General features: G+C 66.9%; 18 protein-coding genes. 10 read left to right on the top strand and 8 right to left on the bottom strand.

Translation table 11 applies throughout. The annotated features are described in order from the left end of the window. Positions 1–115 precede the first annotated feature (115 nt). The 3 genes from E3O67_RS04155 to E3O67_RS04145 all read left to right on the top strand — a co-directional run bounded on the left by E3O67_RS04155 (position 116) and on the right by E3O67_RS04145 (position 2,302). A complete protein-coding gene (locus tag E3O67_RS04155) occupies positions 116–1,018 on the top strand; it encodes a sulfurtransferase (RefSeq protein ID WP_134430961.1) in 903 nt (300 codons plus the stop codon). A gap of 61 nt (positions 1,019–1,079) precedes the next feature. Continuing rightward, positions 1,080–1,517: a SufE family protein gene (locus E3O67_RS04150; RefSeq protein ID WP_134430958.1), complete on the top strand. Its 438-nt coding sequence runs from the start codon at positions 1,080–1,082 to the stop codon at positions 1,515–1,517. Then, the gene (locus E3O67_RS04145; RefSeq protein ID WP_134430955.1) at positions 1,514–2,302 is read left to right on the top strand and encodes a dihydrofolate reductase family protein; all 789 of its coding nucleotides are present in this window, start codon (positions 1,514–1,516) and stop codon (positions 2,300–2,302) included. Before E3O67_RS04150 ends, E3O67_RS04145 begins: the two co-directional genes overlap by 4 nt. Here the strand turns inward: E3O67_RS04145 and E3O67_RS04140 are convergent. Beyond that, the gene (locus E3O67_RS04140) at positions 2,223–3,455 is read right to left on the bottom strand and encodes an alpha/beta hydrolase (RefSeq protein ID WP_135101988.1); all 1,233 of its coding nucleotides are present in this window, start codon (positions 3,453–3,455) and stop codon (positions 2,223–2,225) included. The two genes, E3O67_RS04145 and E3O67_RS04140, sit on opposite strands and share 80 nt — an antisense overlap. A gap of 63 nt (positions 3,456–3,518) precedes the next feature. Here E3O67_RS04140 and E3O67_RS04135 point away from each other — a divergent pair, with 63 nt between their 5' ends. The 4 genes from E3O67_RS04135 to E3O67_RS04120 all read left to right on the top strand — a co-directional run bounded on the left by E3O67_RS04135 (position 3,519) and on the right by E3O67_RS04120 (position 8,756). Continuing rightward, entirely contained in the window at positions 3,519–4,109 is a 591-nt protein-coding gene (locus tag E3O67_RS04135) for a DUF3000 domain-containing protein (RefSeq protein ID WP_134430949.1), read from the top strand. Continuing rightward, the gene (locus E3O67_RS04130; protein ID WP_134430946.1) at positions 4,102–5,298 is read left to right on the top strand and encodes an HRDC domain-containing protein; all 1,197 of its coding nucleotides are present in this window, start codon (positions 4,102–4,104) and stop codon (positions 5,296–5,298) included. The genes E3O67_RS04135 and E3O67_RS04130 overlap by 8 nt, the downstream gene beginning before the upstream one ends. A 75-nt stretch (positions 5,299–5,373) precedes the next feature. Beyond that, positions 5,374–6,579: a thiolase family protein gene (locus E3O67_RS04125; RefSeq protein ID WP_134430943.1), complete on the top strand. Its 1,206-nt coding sequence runs from the start codon at positions 5,374–5,376 to the stop codon at positions 6,577–6,579. Beyond that, the gene (locus E3O67_RS04120) at positions 6,576–8,756 is read left to right on the top strand and encodes a 3-hydroxyacyl-CoA dehydrogenase NAD-binding domain-containing protein (RefSeq protein ID WP_135101986.1); all 2,181 of its coding nucleotides are present in this window, start codon (positions 6,576–6,578) and stop codon (positions 8,754–8,756) included. The genes E3O67_RS04125 and E3O67_RS04120 overlap by 4 nt, the downstream gene beginning before the upstream one ends. A 178-nt stretch (positions 8,757–8,934) precedes the next feature. Here E3O67_RS04120 and dxs read toward each other — a convergent pair whose 3' ends face one another. The 5 genes from dxs to dut all read right to left on the bottom strand — a co-directional run bounded on the left by dxs (position 8,935) and on the right by dut (position 15,967). Then, positions 8,935–10,893 carry a 1-deoxy-D-xylulose-5-phosphate synthase gene (gene dxs, locus E3O67_RS04115; protein ID WP_134430937.1) on the bottom strand — a complete coding sequence of 653 codons (1,959 nt, stop codon included), beginning with the start codon at positions 10,891–10,893 and terminating at the stop codon, positions 8,935–8,937. A 110-nt stretch (positions 10,894–11,003) separates the two neighbouring features. Next, positions 11,004–13,838, bottom strand: coding sequence for an aconitate hydratase AcnA (gene acnA / locus E3O67_RS04110; protein ID WP_135101984.1), 2,835 nt, complete (start codon positions 13,836–13,838; stop codon positions 11,004–11,006). A 218-nt stretch (positions 13,839–14,056) separates the two neighbouring features. Then, positions 14,057–14,854, bottom strand: a complete 798-nt coding sequence (locus tag E3O67_RS04105; protein ID WP_135101982.1) for a DUF3159 domain-containing protein — start codon at positions 14,852–14,854, stop codon at positions 14,057–14,059. A 10-nt stretch (positions 14,855–14,864) separates the two neighbouring features. Beyond that, complete coding sequence (locus E3O67_RS04100; protein ID WP_241979296.1) at positions 14,865–15,494, bottom strand: DUF3710 domain-containing protein; 630 nt, start codon at positions 15,492–15,494, stop codon at positions 14,865–14,867. After that, a complete protein-coding gene (gene dut / locus E3O67_RS04095; protein WP_134430928.1) occupies positions 15,491–15,967 on the bottom strand; it encodes a dUTP diphosphatase in 477 nt (158 codons plus the stop codon). Before dut ends, E3O67_RS04100 begins: the two co-directional genes overlap by 4 nt. Positions 15,968–16,005: 38 nt before the next feature. Between dut and E3O67_RS04090 the strand changes: the two genes are divergently transcribed. After that, positions 16,006–16,461: a DUF3093 domain-containing protein gene (locus tag E3O67_RS04090; protein WP_134430925.1), complete on the top strand. Its 456-nt coding sequence runs from the start codon at positions 16,006–16,008 to the stop codon at positions 16,459–16,461. 6 nt (positions 16,462–16,467) lie between these two features. On the opposite strand, the gene E3O67_RS04085 is transcribed toward E3O67_RS04090, so the two are convergent. Next, positions 16,468–16,761: a DUF4193 domain-containing protein gene (locus tag E3O67_RS04085; RefSeq protein ID WP_134363594.1), complete on the bottom strand. Its 294-nt coding sequence runs from the start codon at positions 16,759–16,761 to the stop codon at positions 16,468–16,470. A 196-nt stretch (positions 16,762–16,957) separates the two neighbouring features. Here E3O67_RS04085 and sepH point away from each other — a divergent pair, with 196 nt between their 5' ends. Together sepH and E3O67_RS04075 are read left to right on the top strand one after the other, a co-directional pair. Next, positions 16,958–18,127, top strand: coding sequence for a septation protein SepH (gene sepH / locus E3O67_RS04080; protein WP_135101980.1), 1,170 nt, complete (start codon positions 16,958–16,960; stop codon positions 18,125–18,127). A gap of 108 nt (positions 18,128–18,235) precedes the next feature. Next, complete coding sequence (locus E3O67_RS04075) at positions 18,236–19,276, top strand: aromatic acid exporter family protein (protein ID WP_135101979.1); 1,041 nt, start codon at positions 18,236–18,238, stop codon at positions 19,274–19,276. Between the two features lie 305 nt (positions 19,277–19,581). On the opposite strand, the gene E3O67_RS04070 is transcribed toward E3O67_RS04075, so the two are convergent. Continuing rightward, the gene (locus tag E3O67_RS04070) at positions 19,582–20,145 is read right to left on the bottom strand and encodes a YceI family protein (protein ID WP_134430916.1); all 564 of its coding nucleotides are present in this window, start codon (positions 20,143–20,145) and stop codon (positions 19,582–19,584) included. Between the last annotated feature and the right edge of the window lie 99 nt (positions 20,146–20,244).

Genomic DNA, 20,244 nt, shown 5'->3' with positions numbered 1-20,244 from the left:
ACCGCGAATGCGATCAGGACCCATACCGCGTAGATTCAAAGCGCGGACCGGTATCCAGCCTAAACCGCGACCATTTGATTCCGGTGTCCATCCGACGCCACCAGGAGGTTTCCCCATGTCCGTTGATCTCGATCCGGCACCGAAGTTCACCGCCTACGCCCACCCCGAACGTCTGGTCAGCACCGAGTGGCTGCAGGCGCACCTCGGCACACCCGGCCTTATGGTCGTCGAATCCGACGAGGACGTTCTCCTCTACGAAACCGGCCACATTCCGGGAGCGGTCAAGATCGACTGGCACACCGACCTCAACGACCCGGTTGAGCGTGACTTCGTCGACGGTGCCGCCTTCGCCGCCATGCTCGGTGCCAAGGGCATCGCCCGCGACACCACCGTGGTCATCTACGGCGACAAGAGCAACTGGTGGGCGGCCTACGCCCTGTGGGTGTTCACCCTGTTCGGCCACGACGACGTGCGCCTGCTCGACGGCGGCCGGGAGAAGTGGGTGGCCGAGGAACGCGACCTCACCCGGGACAAGCCCGTCGTCACCCCGGCCACGTACCCGGTCGTCGAACGCAACGATTCCCCCATCCGCGCATTCCGCGAGGATGTCCTCGCCCACTTCGGGAACCCGCTGATCGACGTGCGCTCCACCGAGGAGTACACCGGCGAACGCACCCACATGCCGGCCTACCCGGAAGAAGGCGCCCTTCGCGGCGGCCACATCCCGTCGGCGGCGTCGGTACCGTGGGCCCGCGCCGCCGCCCCAGACGCCACCTTCCGCTCCCGGACGGAACTGGACGCCATCTACCGTGACGAAGCCGGCCTTTCCGACGGTGACGACGTCATCGCCTACTGCCGGATCGGCGAGCGATCCAGTCACACCTGGTTCGTGCTGACGCACCTGCTCGGCTTCGACGGCGTGCGCAACTACGACGGGTCCTGGACCGAATGGGGTAACGCCGTGCACGTGCCCATCGCGATGGGCAGGGAGCCGGGCACCGCCCCGCAGCCGCGCTGATCCGGCCGGCCCGACCCGGATTCCGGGCTCCCTCGGCCGGTGCATGGCAGAATGATCCTCGATGACTGCCACCGAACTACCCCCTAAACTGGCCGCGATCCGTGACGATTTCCTCGAACTCGAGGAGCCCGACCGGCTGCTCCTGCTGCTCGAGTTCGCCGATGAGCTGCCGGCCCTTCCGCCGCGCTACGCGGAGCACCCGGACCTGCTCGAGCGGGTCGTGGAATGCCAGTCCCCGGTCTTCATGTTCGTCGAGGTGGACGACGATTCCGCAGTTCACCTCCACGCGACCGCGCCCCGGGAGTCGCCGACGACCCGTGGTTTCGCCTCGATCCTGGCCCAGGGTTTGGACGGCCTCAGTACCCAGGAGGTGCTCGACGTGCCCGATGACTACCCGAACACGATCGGTTTGACGAAAGCGGTGTCTCCCCTTCGCATTCGCGGCATGACGGCCATGCTCGCCCGCACCAAGCGCCGCCTGCGCGAGGGCGCTGCGTGACCCTGACCCGGGTGTTTCCGGAGCCGGAGGCCGAGGGCGATGCGGCGGACCTGCCCCGGAGCGTCGACGGGCTGGACCCGGCGAGCCGGGACTGGCTGCTGCAGCGCTACACCCCGGCGCCGGACGCTTACCTGCGGGTCAACATGATCGCCAGCCTGAACGGCGGCGTGGCCGGGTCCGACGGCACCTCGGACTCGCTGTCGAGCCGCCTGGATCGCCGGATCCTCGGCGTGATCAGGGAACTTGCTGACGTCGTCCTCGTCGGTGCCGGCAGCCTCCGTGCGGAGGGGTACGTCGTGCCGGCCCGGGCGGCCCTCGCCGTCGTCACCTCCAGCGGCAACCTCGCCGGGCATCGGCTCGAGCAGTCCACGCACTCGGAAGCCGCGCGCCGAGACTCCGCGCCCCGGCAGTCCGTCTACATCCTCTGCCCGCGCTCAGCGGTCGCCCGGGCCGAGGACGCCGCGTCCGGATCCCGTGCGACCGTCGTGCCGCTCGACGACGAGAACGGCGTCCTGGCACCGTCCGGCATTCTCGCGGCGCTCCGCACACTCGGCCTCCCCCGCATCGTCTGCGAGGGCGGGCCGGTGCTGGCCGGACAGTTCTTCGCCGCCGACCTGGTCGACGAATTCTGCCTGTCCACGAGCCCGCAGGTAGTACTCGGCGGCAGGGGGCTGCTCGAATCGAACATGACCGGGAGCACCGGATTCAGGATGCGGCAACTACTCCTGGACGACCGGGGAGCGACGTACGCGCGGTGGGAGCGGTCTCGGCCAACCAGATCGTGATGGCCTGGTTCCAACCCTCGCGGTCGTAGTTCCACAGCTTCGTGTGCCGCGCCACTGCGAAGGGCAGGAAGGTCACGATGTCGGGGCGGCGCCCTGCCAAGGCACGGGAGCCGGTCGCGGGCACGAATCCGTCGTCGTCGCTGTGCATCAGCAGCACCGGCAGTTCGAGTTCGGCGGCGCGTGTGACGAAGTCGAGGCGTCCGAAGTCGATCGGTTCCGTCTGCCCGGTGAAGATCCCGCCCCAACGCCGGCCCAAGACTTCCAGGGCGCCGCTGGCGACAACCGCGGGCAGGCCGAGGAGGCCGCCGTGGAACCGGGCGACATCCGCCCAGTCGATCACAGGCGAATCGAGCACGACACCGACGATCCGGTCGCGCAGCGCGGAACGCGTCACCGTCTGCAGCACGATCGCCCCGCCCATGGACCAGCCCATCAGCACGATCTCGCTCGCGCCGCGGTGCACGGCGAACGCGATCGCCGCGTCGACGTCCTGCCATTCCGCGTCTCCGAGGGCATACCGGCCGTCACCGCTCTGCGGCGCCTCCCCGTCATTGCGATAGGACACGAGCAGGGACGTGAAACCCGCGTCCCGGAAGACCGGCGCCGCCCGCAACGTCTCCTGGCGTTGCACCCCGCGCCCGTGCACCTGGATCACCCAGCGGCCGTCCGGCTCCTCCGCCGGAATCAGCCAGGCGGGCGCGTCACCGGCAGTGGTCGGGACCAGCACGTCCTCGAAGGCGAGGCCGAGGTCCCAGGGCCCGAGGTACGAATAACCGCCCAACCGGCCGCGCTCGGCCCCCGCCAGATCCCCGTGATCGACGCGCAGGATGCGCCGGGTCACCTTCGTCGGCGTAAGGCGCAGGATCTCACCCAGGTGGGCGTGCCCTGCGTCGCCCGAGAACCAAAAACTGTAGTCGCCCTGAAGAATGGAATCCGCCGTCGACTGCAGGGTGATCATTCCCGCCGGGAGGTCGACGGAGTGGATCCGCACATCGTCGGCGCGCTTTGACGTGGGTGTCACGATCCGGCGTGCCATCACGGCCGCGAGAACACCGCCGGCGGCCCCGAGCACTACCGCCGCACCGGTTACTGCGATCCCGGTCACCGCCAGAAATCGCCGCGCGTGCCGCCCTGAACCCGTTCCGTCACGCATGACTACCTCCCCTGTCCGGCGTGCCTGACCGACTCCGCTCGAAAAAAACTCTAGTCTGCACACGTGCCCGTAACACAAGAACCGCTCCCCCCGGAGTTCGCCGCCGCCCGCGCCTCCTTCGCACGTGCCCGCATCCGTACGGAGCTTGTGGTCAACGAGATTTCCGCCCCCGGAAACCTCGCCCCTCACGCCGTCGCCTTCTCGGCCGACGTCACCCCGGTGCGTCATGGCAGCGACTCCGACCTCGGGACCGGACGCTTCATCCTGCTGTACGACCCGACCGAGCCGGAGGCGTGGGGCGGTGCCTTCCGCGTCGTCTGCTTCGCCCAAGCCCCGTTGGAGACCGACATCGGCCTCGACCCATTCGTCGCAGGCGTGGCCTGGTCGTGGCTGGTGGACGCCCTCGAGGCCCACGGGGCACGGTATACCGCGGCCTCGGGCACCGCGACTAAGATTATCTCGTCCGGCTTTGGCGAACTTGCCAGGCAGGGCGATGGCGCGCAGATCGAATTGCGAGCCTCGTGGACGCCGCTGGACCACAATCTCGCCGCCCACGTCGAAGGATGGGGTGAGCTGCTCTGCATGCTCGCAGGCCTTCCACCCACTGGCGAAGGAGTCAGCATGTTGTCCACACGCCGAACCGGACGTGCTTGATCATCAGGTGATCGATACGCGGGACGCCTACCTCGCGGCGACCGCGGCCATCAGCGCGGGCACGGGCCCGATCGGCATCGATGCGGAACGAGCCTCCGGCTTCACCTACTCGCAGCGCGCCTACCTGATCCAGATGTATCGGCGCGACGCTGGCACCTTCCTATTCGATCCGCCCGCGATCGGCGACTTTTACGAACTCAACGAGGCTCTCCAGGACGATGAGTGGATCTTCCACGCCGCGAGCCAGGACCTTGCCTGCCTGCGCGAGGTCGGACTTGACCCCCAGCACATCTTCGACACGGAACTGGCTGCTCGCCTGCTCGGAATCCCCCGGGTCGGCCTCGGCACGGTGGTGGAAGAACTGCTGGGCATCCATCTGGCCAAGGAACACTCCGCCGCCAACTGGTCGACCCGCCCGCTTCCGGAGGCCTGGCTGGTGTACGGCGCACTCGACGTGGAGCTGCTCCCCGATCTGCGTGACCGCATGGTCGACATGCTCGCTACCGATTCCAAGACCGACATTGCCGCCCAGGAATTCGCCGCGGTTCTGGCCCGAGAGGCCAAGCCCCTCGGCCCCGAGCCCTGGCGCCGCCTCTCCGGCGTGCACTCCATCCGAAGCCAACGCGGTCTCGCCGTGGCCCGGGAACTGTGGCTGGCCCGCGACGCATTAGCCCAGGAGCTGGACGTCTCCCCCGGCCGCCTTGTCCCCGACGCGTCGCTGACGGCGGCAGCACGGGCCATGCCCGGGACCCGTCAGGCCCTGGCAGACCTGCGGGATTTCAGCGGGCGTGCCAGCCGCACCGAACTCGACCGCTGGTGGGGCGCCATCCTGAAGGGCCTGGCGTCGACGGACCTGCCGTCGCTGCGGGGTAACAGCGATCTGCTCCCGCCCCCGCGCGCCTGGTCCGACCGCAATCCCGAGGCTGACCTGCGCTACAAGGCCGCCCGCGCCGCCCTGACCGAGGTCTCAGAAGAACTCGCCATCCCGATTGAGAACCTCGTCACCCCGGACTATGTACGCCGGGTGGCGTGGACGCCGCCCGAGAACGTCGACCCCGCATCCGTCGGGGAGGCGCTCGCGCACCTGGGCGCCCGCACCTGGCAAATTGAAGTGACCGCACAACGGATCGCCGATGCCTTTGTGGATGTTCACCAAACGATCGAGCTCTCGTCGGAATCGAATTCGTAGGAACCGTCCAAGGATTCGACCCTCCACGAGAGCCCCTTTAGGATCGACCGACACCCGATCGATGATGGAGGCAAAGTGGCCGATAGAGCAGAAGTCGTGTTTGTGGACGGGGTTCGCACCCCGTTCGGACGCGCCGGTGAAAAGGGCATGTACTGGAACACCCGGGCAGATGATCTCGTGGTCAAGGCCATGATCGGACTGCTGGAACGCAACCCGTCGGTCCCCGGGGAACGTATCGACGAGGTGGCCATCGCGGCCACCACCCAGACCGGTGACCAGGGCCTCACGCTGGGTCGCACGGCGGCACTCCTTTCCGGGTTGCCGAAGTCGGTGCCCGGATTCGCCATTGACCGGATGTGCGCCGGCGCCATGACCGCCGTCACCACTCTCGGTGCGGGGATCGGCTTCGGAGCCTACGACCTCGCCATCGCCGGCGGCGTCGAGCACATGGGACGCCACCCGATGGGTTCGGGAGTCGACCCCAATCCGCGTTTCCTGTCCGAGCGCCTGGTCAGTGAGGACGCCCTGAATATGGGTGCCACCGCAGAGCGCATCCACGACCGGTTCCCGACGTACACCAAGGAGCGGTCCGACCGGTTCGCCCTGCGCAGCCAGCAGAAGGTCGCTGCAGCCTATGCCGCCGAGAAGATCCAGCCTGATCTCGTGTCGGTTGCGGTCCGTAGCGACACCGGGTGGGGTCTGGCGACCCGCGACGAGGCACCCCGCCCCGAAACCACGATGGAGGGCCTCGCGTCCCTCAAGACGCCGTTCCGTCCCCACGGCCGTGTCACAGCCGGCAATGCGTCCGGGCTCAACGACGGCGCCAGCGCCTGCCTCCTCGCCAGCGGCAAGGCCGCCAAGGACCTCGGCCTCACCGTCAAGATGAAGATGGTCAGCTTCGCCTTCGCCGGCGTCGAACCGGAGGTCATGGGCCTCGGCCCGGTCCCGTCCACCGAGAAGGCGCTGCGCAAGGCAGGCCTCAGCATCACCGACATCGGCCTGTTCGAACTCAACGAGGCCTTCGCCGTGCAGGTCATCTCGTTCCTCGACCACTTCGGCATCGACGACGAGGACCCGCGTGTGAACGAATACGGCGGCGCGATCGCCATCGGGCATCCGCTCGCCTCCTCCGGCGTGCGCCTGATGAACCAGCTCGCACGACAGTTCAGCGAGCACCCGGAGGTCCGCTATGGCCTCACCGCCATGTGCATCGGCCTCGGCCAGGGCGGCACCGTCATTTGGGAGAACCCGAACTTCAACCGGAAGGCAAGCAAGCGATGAGCAACTACTCCGCACTCGATTTCACCCCGCTGGTCGAGCTGTCGGCCGACGAGGTCGTCACGCACTCCTACGTGCGCGATGTTCCCCTGTCCGACGGAAAGACCCTGGCGCTCGTCACCCTCGACAACGGCCGGGACCACACCCGCCCGAACACACTCGGCCCCATCACCCTGCTCGAGTTCGCCATGACGATGGACCTCCTCCGGGAGCGCGCCGCTCTCGGCGACATCCACGGTGTCGCCGTCACCGGCAAGCCGTTTATCCTCGCTGCCGGCGCCGACCTGAGCAAGGTCAGCGAGATCCCGTCGCTCGCGTCGGGCAAGTTGCTGGCGCAGCTGGGCCACTACGCTCTCGGCAAGCAGGCGGACCTGGGCGTGCCCTCCTTCGTTTTCATCAACGGGCTGGCGCTGGGAGGCGGGCTCGAGATCGCTCTTAACGCCGACTACCGCACCGTGGACGAGACCGTGCCGGCGATCGCGTTGCCTGAGGTCTCCCTCGGGCTCATCCCGGGCTGGGGCGGCTCCTATCTACTGCCCAACCTGATCGGCATCGAAAGCGCGCTCAAGGTGATCATTGAGAACCCGCTGAAGCACCGCGTGCTCAAGGCTGCGGACGCGATGGAACTGGGCATTGCCGACGTGCAGTTCGCCTCGGCCCGGTTCCTCGAACAGTCCATCCAGTGGGCGGACGGCGTGGTCTCCGGAAAGACCAAGGTTGCGAGGCCCCATGCGCCGGGGAAGGTCGAGCGGCTCGTGAAGTGGGACGTGGCAGTGGGCGTCGCCCGCAAGATGCTGGAGAACCGCATCGGCACCGTCGCCCGGTCGCCCTATATCGCCCTCGACCTGCTCAAGGCAGCCAAGAGCGGCACCCGCCAGGAGGGGTTCGAAAGGGAGGACGATTCCCTAGCCGAACTCATCGCCGGTGACCAGCTGCAGGCCAGCATCTACGCCTTCAACCTGGTGCAGAAGCGCGCCAAACGGCCGGCCGGAGCGCCGGACAAGGCCCTGGCGCGGCCGATCAAGAAGGTGGGCGTGATCGGCGCCGGCCTGATGGCCAGCCAGTTCGCCCTGCTCTTCGTTCGTCGCCTGCGCGTGCCCGTGGTCATAACGGACCTCGACCAGGCCCGGGTCGATAAGGGTGTCGCGTACATCCACGGCGAGATCCTCAACCTGGAGACCAAGAAGCGCATCTCCCCCGACGAGGCGAACCGGCTCCGAGCCCTCGTCACGGGGACCACCGACAAGTCACAGTTCGCAGACGCGGACTGGGTGATCGAGGCCGTCTTCGAGGAACTCGGGGTGAAGCAGGATGTCTTCGCCGAGATCGAGAAACACATCTCGCCCGACGCCATCCTGGCCACCAACACCTCATCCCTCTCGGTCGAGCAGATCGGTGCCAAACTAGCCCACCCCGAACGCCTCGTCGGCTTCCACTTCTTCAACCCGGTGGCGATCATGCCGCTGATCGAGGTCGTGAACACCCCCCAGACCAATGACGCCACTCTCTCGACGGCGATGGTCGTGGCCGCCAAGCTGCGCAAGAACGCGGTCATCACCCGGGACACACCCGGGTTCGTGGTCAACCGCCTCCTGGCGAAACTGCTGGGTGAGGCCATGCACGCCGTCGACACCGGCACCCCGTTCGACGTCGTCGACGGCTCACTGGCCAAGTTCGGGATGCCGATGACCCCGTTCGAGCTGCTCGAGCTCGTGGGCCTGAAGGTCGGCGCGCACGTTCTCGACACCCACCACGCCGCGTTCCCGGACCGGTTCTTCGAGAGTGCGAACCTGCACAAGCTGGCCGAGTACGGCACCATTCTGGAGCGCGACGCCAAGGGCAAAATCAAGGGCTTCGACAAGGGTGCCGTCAAGATTGTCGCGGGCGGCCAGACCCCGATGACGGCCGAGCAGATCCTGCGTCGGGTCGAGGACGGCCTCGCCGATGAAATCAAGCGGATGCTGGACGACGGTGTCGTACACGCCGCCGAAGACATCGACCTGTGCATGATCCTGGGCGCCAACTGGCCGTTCCAGATGGGCGGGATCACCCCGTACCTCGACCGCGTCGGAGCGAGCGAACGGGTGTTCCAGGGCACGTTCCACACCCCGGCGATCCGCGGCGTCGGTGCCGAGGCCCTCCCCGTTGCCCGCACCACCGCGACGACTGTGGGCGACTGACCGCATCCACCCGCAAGCCGGGACTTCGGCTCCTTTTTCATCAGGATCAGGGAGCCGAAGTCACGGCTCGGGGGCTCCACACTGAACGAATTTGACGGAGATTCTGCCGCAATCGGCCCTGAAACCTCTGAAAAAGCGGTTTTCGATCAAAATCTCCGTCGAATTGGTTCGGTGTACGCTACTCGAGCTTGTGGCTGGCTGGGATGCTGCCGGTGGCGGTGTCGGCATGGTCCGCGGGCAGGGGCCGCGCGTGTGGGATCTTGCTGCCGAGCACCATCGCGACGACATCGCGGGCGATGCGCTGCGGGGTCAGCCCGACGCGCTCGAGGATCTCCGCACGGGTGCCGTGGTCGAGGAACTCGTCCGGGAGCCCCAGCTCGGTGACCGCCGTGTCCACGCCGGCTTCGCGCAGATCCTGACGGATGCGGGTGCCGACGCCGCCGACCCGGATGCCGTCCTCGATGCTCACGACGATGCGGTATTCGGCCGCCAGCGACACGATGCTCCGCGGCACCGGTACGACCCAACGTGGGTCGACGACGGTGGCTCCGATGCCCTGGGCGGCGAGCCGCCCGGCCACATCGAGGCCCGTCGAGGCCATCGGCCCGACGGTGACGATCAGCACGTCCTTCTGGGTCGACTCCAGAAGCACGTCGACCCCGTCGTCCAGGCGCCGCACGGCATCGATCGGGGCGCTCACGCTGCCCTTCGGGAACCGCAGCACGGTGGGCGCGTCATCGACGGCCACAGCCTCCCCGAGCTCCTCGCACAGGCGCACCGAGTCCCGGGGGGCCGCCAGGCGGATCCCGGGGACGACCTGAAGGATCGCCAGATCCCAGATTCCGTGGTGGCTGGGGCCGTCGGGCCCGGTCACCCCGGCCCGGTCGAGCACGAACGTGACGCCGGCCTTGTGCAGGGCGACATCCATCAGGACCTGATCGAACGCCCGGTTGATGAAGGTGGCGTAGAGCGCGACAACCGGGTGCAGGCCGCCGAAGGCGAGGCCGGCGGCACTGGTGACGGCGTGCTGCTCGGCGATGCCCACGTCGTGCACCCGGCTGGGGAACTGCTCGGCCATCTTGTGCAGGCCGGTGGGGCGGAGCATGGCCGCGGTGATGCCGACGATCTTCGGTTCGAGAATGGCGAGGCGCAGCAGCTCATCGGCGAAGACCGACGTCCAGGAGGGTGCGCCGGCGGATTCGGTGGACTCCCCCGTTTCCGGGTCGATCTGGCCGACCGCGTGGAACTGGTCGGCGGTGTCCTGAACGGCCGGGTCGTATCCCTTGCCCTTCTGGGTGATCGCGTGCACGATCACCGGCGCGCCGTATCCCTTGGCCTGCCGGAGCGCCTCGACCATCGCCTCCATGTCGTGGCCGTCGACCGGGCCGATGTACTTGATGTCGAGGTTGGAGTAGAGCGCCTCGTTGTTGGAGAAGCGGGCGAGGAAGCCGTGCATGCCACCGCGCACACCACGGAAGAACGCTCGGGCGGGAGCGCCCATCCGTTCGAAGGCCTCACGGCTGGTCAGATAGGCGCTGTGGTACGCCTGGCGGGTGCGGACGGTGTTGAGAAAGCGGGCCATGCCGCCGATGGTGGGCGCATACGAGCGGCCGTTGTCGTTCACGATGATGATCAGGCGACGGGTGTTGTCGTCGCTGATGTTATTGAGGGCCTCCCAGGTCATGCCGCCGGTCAGGGAACCGTCGCCGACGACCGCGATCACGTGGCGGTCGCTCTGGCCGGTCATCTCGAAGGCGCGCGAGATGCCGTCGGCCCAGGACAGTGAGCTGGAGGCGTGGGAACTCTCCACGATGTCGTGCTCGGACTCCCGGCGTTGCGGGTAGCCGGCCAGACCGCCGGTCTGGCGCAGGAGGCTGAAGTCCTGGCGACCGGTGAGCAGCTTGTGCACGTAGGCCTGGTGCCCGGTGTCGAAGACGATGGCGTCGCGCGGCGACTCGAAGACCCGGTGCATCGCGATGGTCAGCTCGACCACGCCGAGGTTGGGCCCGAGGTGCCCGCCGGTCTTGGATATCTCCCGCACGAGAAAGGCCCGCACCTCGGCAGCAAGCTGGACCAGCTGCTCCGTCGAAAGGCGATCCAGATCTCTCGGCCCGGAGATCGTGTCCAGTAGCGCCATCGATAACACCTTTCATATTGCGCTATCCGCCACCAGGAAACCGGCGCATAGATTCGGTCAGGCCGAGTCTACGCGCCGGTTTCACCAGCCAGCCGAGAGGCTGCTGGGTGCTAGGCGACCAGCGAACGCAGGACGTACTGCAGGATGCCGCCGTTGCGGTAGTAGTCAGCCTCACCCGGCGTGTCGATGCGCACGACCGCGTCGAACTCGACCGTCGCCTTGCCGCCCGCGGACTGCGCACTCGGCGCCGCCGTGACGCGTACCGTCTTCGGGGTGACCCCGTTGTTCAGCTCGACGAGACCTTCGATCGTGACGACCTCCGTGCCGTCCAGTCCGAGCGACGCCCAGCTCTCGCCGGCCGGGAACTGCAGCGGAACGACGCCCATCCCGATCAGGTTCGAGCGGTGGATGCGCTCGAAGCTCTCCGTGATGACGGCCTTCACCCCGAGGAGGCTGGTGCCCTTCGCGGCCCAGTCACGAGACGAACCCGAGCCGTACTCCTTGCCGCCGAAGATGACCAGCGGCGTTCCGGCGGTCTGGTAGTTCTGCGAAGCATCGTAGATGAACGCCTGCGGAGCCCCGTCGACAGTGAAGTCGCGGGTGTAGCCACCCTCGACGCCGTCCAGCAACTGGTTGCGGAGACGGATGTTCGCGAAGGTGCCGCGGATCATAATCTCGTGGTTGCCGCGACGCGAGCCGTAGGAGTTGAAGTCGCCGCGTTCGACGCCGTGCTCCAGCAGGTAGGCGCCGGCGGGGCTGTCGGCCTTGATCGAACCGGCTGGGCTGATGTGGTCGGTCGTGACCGAGTCGCCCAGTTTGGCGAGCACACGGGCACCCACGATGTCGACCACCGGAGTGGTCTCCATGGTCATGCCGTCGAAGTACGGGGGCTTGCGCACATAGGTGGACTCGGGGTCCCACTCGAAGACCTCGCTGGCCGGCGTGGGCAGGCCGCGCCAGCGTTCGTCGCCCTCGAAGACGTGGCCGTACTGTTTCGTGAACATGCCGGTGTCGATCGAGCTGTCGATCGTGGCCTGCACCTCGGCGGAGTCAGGCCAGATGTCCTTGAGGAACACCTCGTTGCCGTCGCTGCCGATACCGAGCGCATCCGTCTCGAAGTCGAAGTTCATCGAGCCGGCGAGGGCGTAGGCGATGACCAGCGGCGGGCTGGCCAGGTAGTTCATCTTCACGTCGGGGCTGATCCGGCCCTCGAAGTTGCGGTTGCCCGAGAGCACCGCGGTGACGGCCAGGTCGTTGTCGTTGATCGCGGCCGTGACCTCGTCGATGAGCGGACCCGTGTTGCCGATACAGACCGTGCAGCCGTAGCCGACGGTGTAGAAGCCGAGGGCCTCCAGGTCCCCGGTGAGGCCGGCCTTCTCGTAGTAGTCGGTGACGACCTTCGAGCCCGGAGCCAGGGTGGTCTTGACCCACGGCTTGCTCGTCAGGCCCTTTTTGACGGCGTTGCGGGCGAGCAGGCCCGCGGCAAGCATGACCGACGGGTTGGACGTGTTCGTGCACGAGGTGATGGCCGCGACGGCGACCGCTCCGTGGTCGAGCGTGTAGTTCTCGCCGCCCTCCGTGGTGATCGCGACGGGCCGCGAAACACTGATCGGAGCGTGGCTCACGTGGTTGTGCGAGACCTTGTGGTCGAGGTTCTCGTCCTCGGCGGTGAAGCCGATGGGGTCTGATGCCGGGAAGGATGCCTCGACGGCCGCGTCCACGATGGTCCAGTCCTGCGTCGCGTAGCTCTGCAGGTCCCGTTCGAACTGCGACTTCGCCTCGGTGAGGATGACGCGGTCTTGCGGACGCTTCGGGCCGGCGATCGACGGCACGACGGTCCCGAGGTCGAGCTCGAGGTACTCGCTGAAGACGGGCTCCTTGTCGGCGTCGTGCCAGAGACCCTGCAACTTGGCGTACGCCTCGACGAGTGCGACCTGATCGTCCGTGCGGCCGGTGAGGCGCAGGTAGTCGAGGGTGACGTCGTCGATCGGGAACATGGCGGCCGTCGAGCCGAACTCTGGGCTCATGTTGCCGATGGTGGCGCGGTTGGCCAGCGGAACCTGGGTGACGCCCGCACCATAGAACTCGACGAACTTACCGACGACGCCGTGCTTGCGCAGGATTTCGGTGATGGTGAGCACGACATCCGTCGCGGTGACGCCGGTCGGGATCGAGCCGTTGAGCTTGAAGCCGACCACCTTGGGGATGAGCATCGAGATGGACTGGCCGAGCATGGCGGCCTCCGCCTCGATGCCACCCACGCCCCAGGCGAGCACGCCCAGGCCATTGACCATGGTCGTGTGCGAGTCGGTGCCGACGCAGGTGTCGGGGTAGGCCTGCAGCACACCGTTCACTTCGCGGGTCATCGTGACCCGGGCCAGGTATTCCAGGTTGACCTGGTGCACGATGCCGGTTCCTGGGGGCACGACCTTGAAGTCGTTGAACGCGGTCTGGCCCCAGCGCAGGAACTGGTACCGCTCGCCGTTGCGCTCGTACTCGATCTCCACGTTGCGCTCGAGGGCATCCGCGGTGCCGAACAGGTCGGCAATGACGGAGTGGTCGATGACCAGCTCGGCCGGGGCCAGCGGGTTGATCTTCTTCGGGTCGCCACCGAGCTCAGCGACGGCCTCGCGCATGGTGGCGAGGTCGACGATGCACGGCACGCCGGTGAAGTCCTGCATGACCACGCGTCCGGGCGTGAATTGGATCTCGGTGTCGGGTTCCGCCGTGGGAACCCATTCCCCCAGGGCACGAATATGGGCCTCGGTGATGTTGGCACCGTCTTCGGTGCGGAGGAGATTCTCCAACAGCACCTTCAGGCTGAACGGGAGCTTTTCGTAGCCCGTGACCGCGTCGAGACGGAAGACCTCATAGTCCGTCGACCCGACCCGCAGGGTGTCCTTGGCTCCAAAACTGTTTACGACCGCATTATTAAGCGCCGACACGATGCCCTCTCCTTCGTGGAAACCGACGGCGAAACCGTCCGCAATCCTCAATCCTGACGACCGGACGCCTACGCCTGCCAGTAAGGGTTACCTAATTGGCGGATGCAACGTGTGGTCGATGTCCAACGCCGAACTATCTTGACGTAGAGATAACTATAGCGGTGCCCCGGCGTTTCCCACGTTTTCTTTCGGGCGGTGTCGCGGAATCCAGGGAATCTTTATTCGGGCCGGTGAGCCGCGGCGCCGTTGGTCTGGGCGCCGTTGGCACGGTAGACGGCCCGGACCACCAGCCACGAGATCACAAGCAGCGGGGCGTAGAGCGGGATCCCCATCAGGAGCTTGGCGGCACCGAGCCACTCCACGTTGCCGGAGTAGTAGAGGGGAAGCTGAACGGCCAGGCGCAGGGCGAACAGGCCCGCCCAACAAAACGTGAGGATGGTCAGGACCCGACGCCTGGACGGGTTCGACCGCCAGGCGATCCCCTCGCCCATCAGGAATCCGATGGCCAGCCCGATGAGCGGCCAGCCCACGAGCGCCGAGAGCAACAGGGCCCCACCGTAGAGGCCGTTGGTCCAAAAACCGGGCAGGAAGAAGTCTTCGGCCCGGCCGGTGAACAGGGCGAGCACGGCGCTGGCGATCAGGGCGGCCAGGCCGCCGACGGCGGGCGTCACGGTTTGGCGGCTGATCCGGCGCAGCACGATGAAGACAACGCCGATCAGCACCGGCACGACCAGCGACAGAACCAGCGACTGCTCGGGGAAAAGTTGCCGGGTGAAGGTGTAGGTGATCAGGAAGACCAGTCCGGGCAGCACGGCCTCGACCAGGCCACGGATGCCGCCCATCGCAGCCAGTAGGGCGCGCCCGCTGATCGGCTCCCCCTCTGCAGCCGGCGTGAAGCCCGCCCGCCGGGCCGCGGCCGCCATACCGTCGGCGAAAGCGCCGGGCACGGGAGAGTCCGCCGCGATCTCTGAAGAGTCGGGCTGGCGGGCCTCATCGGGTAGCGGTGCGTCCGTCATCCGGTCGATTTCAGGACTTGCCCGGCTCAGCCGCATTCGCGGGGGTGGCCGGCATCCGGAGCGGAATGAGGTCCCGCGGCGGCATCGGGGCGGATCCGCGCACCACGACGATGCTGCGGAAGAGGTCTTCGATCTCGGTCGCGGCGTCGACGTTGACGGCACCTTCTCCGGCGATCACACCGCGCAGAAACCAGCGCGGGCCGTCGACGCCGATGAACCGGGCCAGCCGGCTGACTCCGTCTGCTCCCTGGCCTGCGGCCACGGGGATCTCCGCCACCAGTTCGGGGCCGAACGGGCCTTCACGCAGGGTCGTCGTTCCGCCCTGCTTGCCGATCTGGTCGGCGATCTGCGCGCGGATCTCGTGCCACAAGCCACTGGAGCGGGGCGCGGCGAACGGCTGCACCTGCAGGGTGGAGCCGGCGTAGTCGAGTCCGATGGCCACGACGCGCTTGCTGCCCTCTTCGATCTCCAGCCGTAGATGGAGTCCCTCACGCGGAAGGATCTTGACGCCGCCGAGGTCGACGTAGGGTCGCACCGGGTTGGCTTCGGCTTCGTCGAGAGGGCCCTCTGTCGCGCGGTCGTCCGGCGCCGACTTGGCCGTCTCGTCCGGGATCTCCTCCGGGTTCGCGGTGTCGCTCACTGGTTGTCTCCTGACGTTGAGGTGCCCGTGCTGATGTGCCGGCTCAGGCCGGTGGACCCGAACCCGCCTTCTCCGCGTTGACTGCCGGGCAGCCGATCCACGGGGATGAACGTGGCCCGACTGACGGGCATGATGATGATCTGGGCGATCCGGTCCCCGACCGCGATCGCGTAGGGCGTGGTCTGGTCGGTGTTGAGCAGCGTGACCTTGATCTCACCGCGGTACCCGGCGTCGACGGTTCCCGGCGCGTTCACGATCGTGATGCCGTGCTTGAACGCGAGGCCGCTCCGGGGCACGACGAAGGCCGCGAATCCGTCAGGCAGTGCGATCGAAACACCCGTCCCAACCAGTGCGCGTTCGCCGGGCGCCAGGACCAGCGCCTGGGACGAATGGAGGTCCGCTCCCGCGTCACCCGGGTGCGCGTAGCTCGGGAGTATGGACGCGGTTATCAGGACTTCGACGCTTTCTGCCACGTGTCGAGGCTAGTGCAGAAGTCTGATCGAATAGACCCATGCCTGAATATCGCGAAAAACTCTGGGCCTCTCCAGCACCCTATGTCGCCACTGCGCTCATCATCCCTGCCAGCATCCTCGTGTTCGCACCGATTTCGATGCTGGCCGGGGTGCTGCTGGCCGCCGGTCTGTATGCAGCCTGCGTCCTGGCGCTGCTGCTCTCTGCCCCCGTGGTTCAGGTGCGGGACGGTGAGCTCACCGCCGGTCGGGCGAGCATTTCGACCGATCTGGTCGGCGAGGTTCAACCCTTCGACGGAGACGAGGCAGTTCTGGAACGCGGCCAACGGCTCGACGCCCGGGCCTGGCTGCTCATCCGCGGCTGGATTCGGCCCGTCGTGCGGATCCCGATCGTGGATGCGACCGACCCAGCGCCGTACTGGCTCGTCTCGACGCGCCACCCACAGAAATTGGCCGCCGCGATCAATGGATCACGACGGCCAGCATCACATGATTGAGCGCGTTTAGGAGTCGCACTCCAGGCAAACCGGGCCGAGCTTGGTCTCGTGCGACATCTGCGAGCGGTGCTTCACGAGGAAACACTCCACGCAGGTGAACTCGTCGGCCTGCGGAGGCAGAACGACGACATCGAGGTCGAGGTCGGACAGATCGGCGCCGGGAAGGTCGAAACCACCGGGGTTGTCCGAGTCGTCGACATCTACGACTCCGGACATCTTGTCGGGTACGCGCTCCTTGAGGGCCTCAATCGACTCGGAGTCGTCTTCGGTCTTCCGTGGTGCGTCGTAATCGGTTGCCATACCCATCCATTCAGTTACGCCGAGAAAGGATTTCGGCGGGCATAGTTTCCAACAATCCCGGCGGAATAGCAAACTGCACCTCGCGTCATTGGCTCGGCACAGTGATCAACTTGCGGCACGCCCGGCGTATTCCCCGAAGATTCGACATTTACATGGCAGTCTTGACCGCACTAGTGATCGCGAGAGGGCTTTCAACATGCAGGAATTGAAAGTTATTGGAGTCGAGAGCGGTGCGCTGCTCGCAGCGTCAGAGGAGGGTGACCGATTCAGGATCCCCATCGATGAAGTTCTCCAGTCCCGGCTTCGCCAAGCCCAGGTCGAACCGGCGTCGGGACCGAAGCTGAGCCCGCGGGAAGTGCAGGCGCACATCCGAGCGGGCATGTCAGCCGAAGACGTCGCCGCGGTCACGGGCGCGTCCATCGACTTTGTGCGCCGCTTCGAGGGGCCGGTCGTCGCCGAACGCGACTACATGGTCTCCTGCGCGCTGAGCGTGCCGGTGCACACCGCCATCGACCCGGACCCGATCGAGGGCGGCGCCAACTTCGGCACCGTCATCCGTGAGCGTTTGGCCTCCCTCGGCGCCACCAACGAGCGCTGGGCCAGTTGGAAAGAGCCGGGCGCCGGCTGGATCGTCAAGTTGGCCTTCACGGCCGACGACATCGACCACGACGCCCGCTGGGGATTCGAACCGAAGAAGAACTCCCTGTCGCCGGTCGGCAACGAAGCCATCGCACTGTCACAGCAGGGCGAATTGAAGGGTGCTCTGATTCCGCGACTGCGGGCCGTCGGCGCCGAAACCAGTCCCGCCGACGTGTCCCGGTTCGACAGCGGCGCGTTCACCTTCCGTGAGTCTCTGGTCGAAGAACTCACCACCGACACCGCGCCGCTTCCGGACCCGGTGCCGTATTCCCGCTCGGCCGGCACGACGGATGCCGTGTCCCGGGCAGCCATCAAGCGCGCCGACGAACCGCCGCAGAGCCTGAGCGAGACGGCCGACCTGCTGGCTTCCCTCCGTCGCCGCCGCGGGGAGCGCGAAGCCGCCGCATTCGAGAGCAACCAGGCGGAGAGTCACCACGCCGGCCTCACCAACGGCAACGCCGGCGCTGGCGGAATCAGCCCGGCCCCGGGCATCCGTCTGGTGGACCAGCCGGTCGAGCCTGCCGCGGAACGCCCCGCTGCTCCCGCCGCTTCCGCTACCGCCGCACCGGCCGAGACTCCCCGTAACGCCTGGTCCGCCCAAGCCGCTGCCGGTCAGTCACCGGCTGCGTCTCCGCGTGCGTCGGGCCACGGTAAACGCGGACGCGCCTCGATGCCCAGCTGGGACGAAATCGTCTTCGGCGCCCGCACTGACGACGATCTGCCCTAACCAGCCGGGCCCAAGCGGCCGGGCCTGACCGCTCGAGTATTGTGATCGCCCAAGAAGTTCGACCGCCTGGGCGGGCGACTACCGCTCACAGTCGACTACCCTAGGCAAGTGAGAATCAACACCCGGCTGAGATCCACGAGCCGGATTCCACTGCTCCAGGCAGTGAAGACCTCCGTGGCCGTCGCCCTCGGCTGGATCCTGTCGCAGCTGCTTCTCGAGACGGAGCAGCTGCCGGTTTTCGCCGCGATCGCCGCCCTACTCGTGGTGCAGCCGAACATCAACCAGACGCTCGGCCGTGCGGTCGAGCGCAGCCTGGGCGTCATCGGCGGCGTCATCATCGCCTATGCGGTCGGTGTCGCCTTCGGCCAGTCGAGCTGGGTCGTGCTCCTGGCAATCGTGTTCTGCATCATGCTGGCGTGGGCGCTGAGGCTGGCCCCCAGCTCCGCGAGCCAGATCCCGATCAGCGCCATGCTCCTGCTCACGATCGGCACGGCGACGGCCGAGTATGCGCGGGATCGGATCGTCGAAACCATCATCGGGGCAGCGGCCGCCCTCCTCGTCAACGCACTGATCGTGCCGCCCGTGCTGCTCGCTCCGGCGCATGCGGCGGTCGTCCGGCTAGCCTACGAGATCGCGGACACCCTGGACCGCATCGTCGACGCCCTGCGGTTTCCGCAAAAGGCCAGCCAGATCGAAGAGATGATGATCAAGGTGCGACTGCTGCGACCCATGCTCGCCAAGGCGGACCAGGCGCTCAAGCAGGCCGAGGAGAGCCTCACGCTCAACCCGCGGCACGCCGTGAACCGGCGTCTCCTCGACATCGACGAGGAACTCTTCGCCCGGCTGACCTCACTCGTCGCGCGCACGATCGGCATGACCCGGTCTCTGCGCGATCATTACGACCATTCTCTGCACCTTGAACCCACAGTTCTCGCGATCACGGTCGAGCTCAGCCGTGCCGCCCACGACCTGAGGCTGCTCGCCGAACAGGTGGACCACCCCGGTGCGCAGCAGGTCAGCGTGACGCTCGAACCACCCACCCTGACCGCCCCCCTGATCATCGCGACGCCGCATCCGCGGCATTGGATTTTGATCGGTTCGCTGATGGAGGACCTGCGCCGGGTGCGTGAGGAGATCAAGGGCGAATAGCCCGGGGTTTCCAGGGGTTCAGAATGGGGCCTGTCGGATCGACAATGAGAGCGAATTCCCGACCCGGACCCCTGCGCCCGGCCTGACAGAGGAGAACTCTCATGAACGACCGACAACCCCGGCGCGTGGACGATCGGAGCGGCCGCCTTCGCCGCCTTCATGATGCTCATGCTGGGGTGCTGGGGTGCTGGTGGCTGATCGCCGAGTCGGCGCTGTAAGCGCACACGAACGAGAGAGGGGCCTCACAGGTGTCGGGCCCCTCTCTCGTTCGTGTGCACCCTGCGCAGACCTCTGCGCGGGAACGACTACGCCTGGTTGAGCGCAGCCTGCAATTCGATGGTGATGGTGACCTTCTCGCCGAGCAGCATTCCGCCGGTCTCGAGGGCCGCGTTGTAGGTGAGGCCGAAGTCGGCCCGGGTGACCTCGGTCTTCGCCGTGGCGCCGGCCTTGTAGTTGCCGTACGGGTCGGTGCCGAAGCCGCCGAACTCGAAGTCGAAGGTGACGGGCTTGGTGACGCCCTTGATGGTGAGGTTGCCGTCGATCAGGAAGTCGCCCTTGACCTGGCGAACGCCGGTGGAGACGAAGTCGATGGTCGGGTAGGTCTCGGCGTCGAAGAAGTCGCCGGTGCGCAGGTGGCCGTCGCGGTCCGCCTGGTTGGTGTTGATCGACACGACCTGAGCGGAGGCCGTGACGGAGGAGTCGAGCGGGTTCTCGCCGGTGACGAAGGTCGCGTCGAACTTCTCGAATGTGCCCTTGACCTTGCTGATCATAATGTGACGGATGCTGAATCCGACCTCGCTGTGCGTCGGGTCGATGGTCCAAGTTCCGGCCTTGTAGCCGGGGATGCTCACTGCGGTGGTCTCAGTCATGGGTTCTCCTCAATTCGCGGGACGGTGGATTCTCGTCCACGGTTTCATGCAAGCGCATAGGAAATGTATTTATTCCAGATTGGCGAAAGTTCTTAACGG

This window comes from Cryobacterium sp. TMT3-29-2 (assembly GCF_004564305.1).
GTDB classification, from domain to species: domain Bacteria; phylum Actinomycetota; class Actinomycetes; order Actinomycetales; family Microbacteriaceae; genus Cryobacterium; species Cryobacterium sinapicolor.
This window is presented reverse-complemented; position numbering and strand designations above follow the sequence as displayed.

Excerpts from the sequence above, each read along its gene's own strand:
- E3O67_RS04105 (WP_135101982.1), bottom strand. The coding sequence starts at position 14,854 with ATGACGGACGCACCGCTACCCGATGAGGCCCGCCAGCCCGACTCTTCA.
- sepH (WP_135101980.1), top strand. The coding sequence starts at position 16,958 with ATGCAGGAATTGAAAGTTATTGGAGTCGAGAGCGGTGCGCTGCTCGCA.
- E3O67_RS04140 (WP_135101988.1), bottom strand. The coding sequence starts at position 3,455 with ATGCGTGACGGAACGGGTTCAGGGCGGCACGCGCGGCGATTTCTGGCG.
- E3O67_RS04085 (WP_134363594.1), bottom strand. The coding sequence starts at position 16,761 with ATGGCAACCGATTACGACGCACCACGGAAGACCGAAGACGACTCCGAG.
- E3O67_RS04150 (WP_134430958.1), top strand. The coding sequence starts at position 1,080 with ATGACTGCCACCGAACTACCCCCTAAACTGGCCGCGATCCGTGACGAT.
- E3O67_RS04120 (WP_135101986.1), top strand. The coding sequence starts at position 6,576 with ATGAGCAACTACTCCGCACTCGATTTCACCCCGCTGGTCGAGCTGTCG.
- E3O67_RS04090 (WP_134430925.1), top strand. The coding sequence starts at position 16,006 with ATGCCTGAATATCGCGAAAAACTCTGGGCCTCTCCAGCACCCTATGTC.
- E3O67_RS04155 (WP_134430961.1), top strand. The coding sequence starts at position 116 with ATGTCCGTTGATCTCGATCCGGCACCGAAGTTCACCGCCTACGCCCAC.
- dxs (WP_134430937.1), bottom strand. The coding sequence starts at position 10,893 with ATGGCGCTACTGGACACGATCTCCGGGCCGAGAGATCTGGATCGCCTT.
- E3O67_RS04070 (WP_134430916.1), bottom strand. The coding sequence starts at position 20,145 with ATGACTGAGACCACCGCAGTGAGCATCCCCGGCTACAAGGCCGGAACT.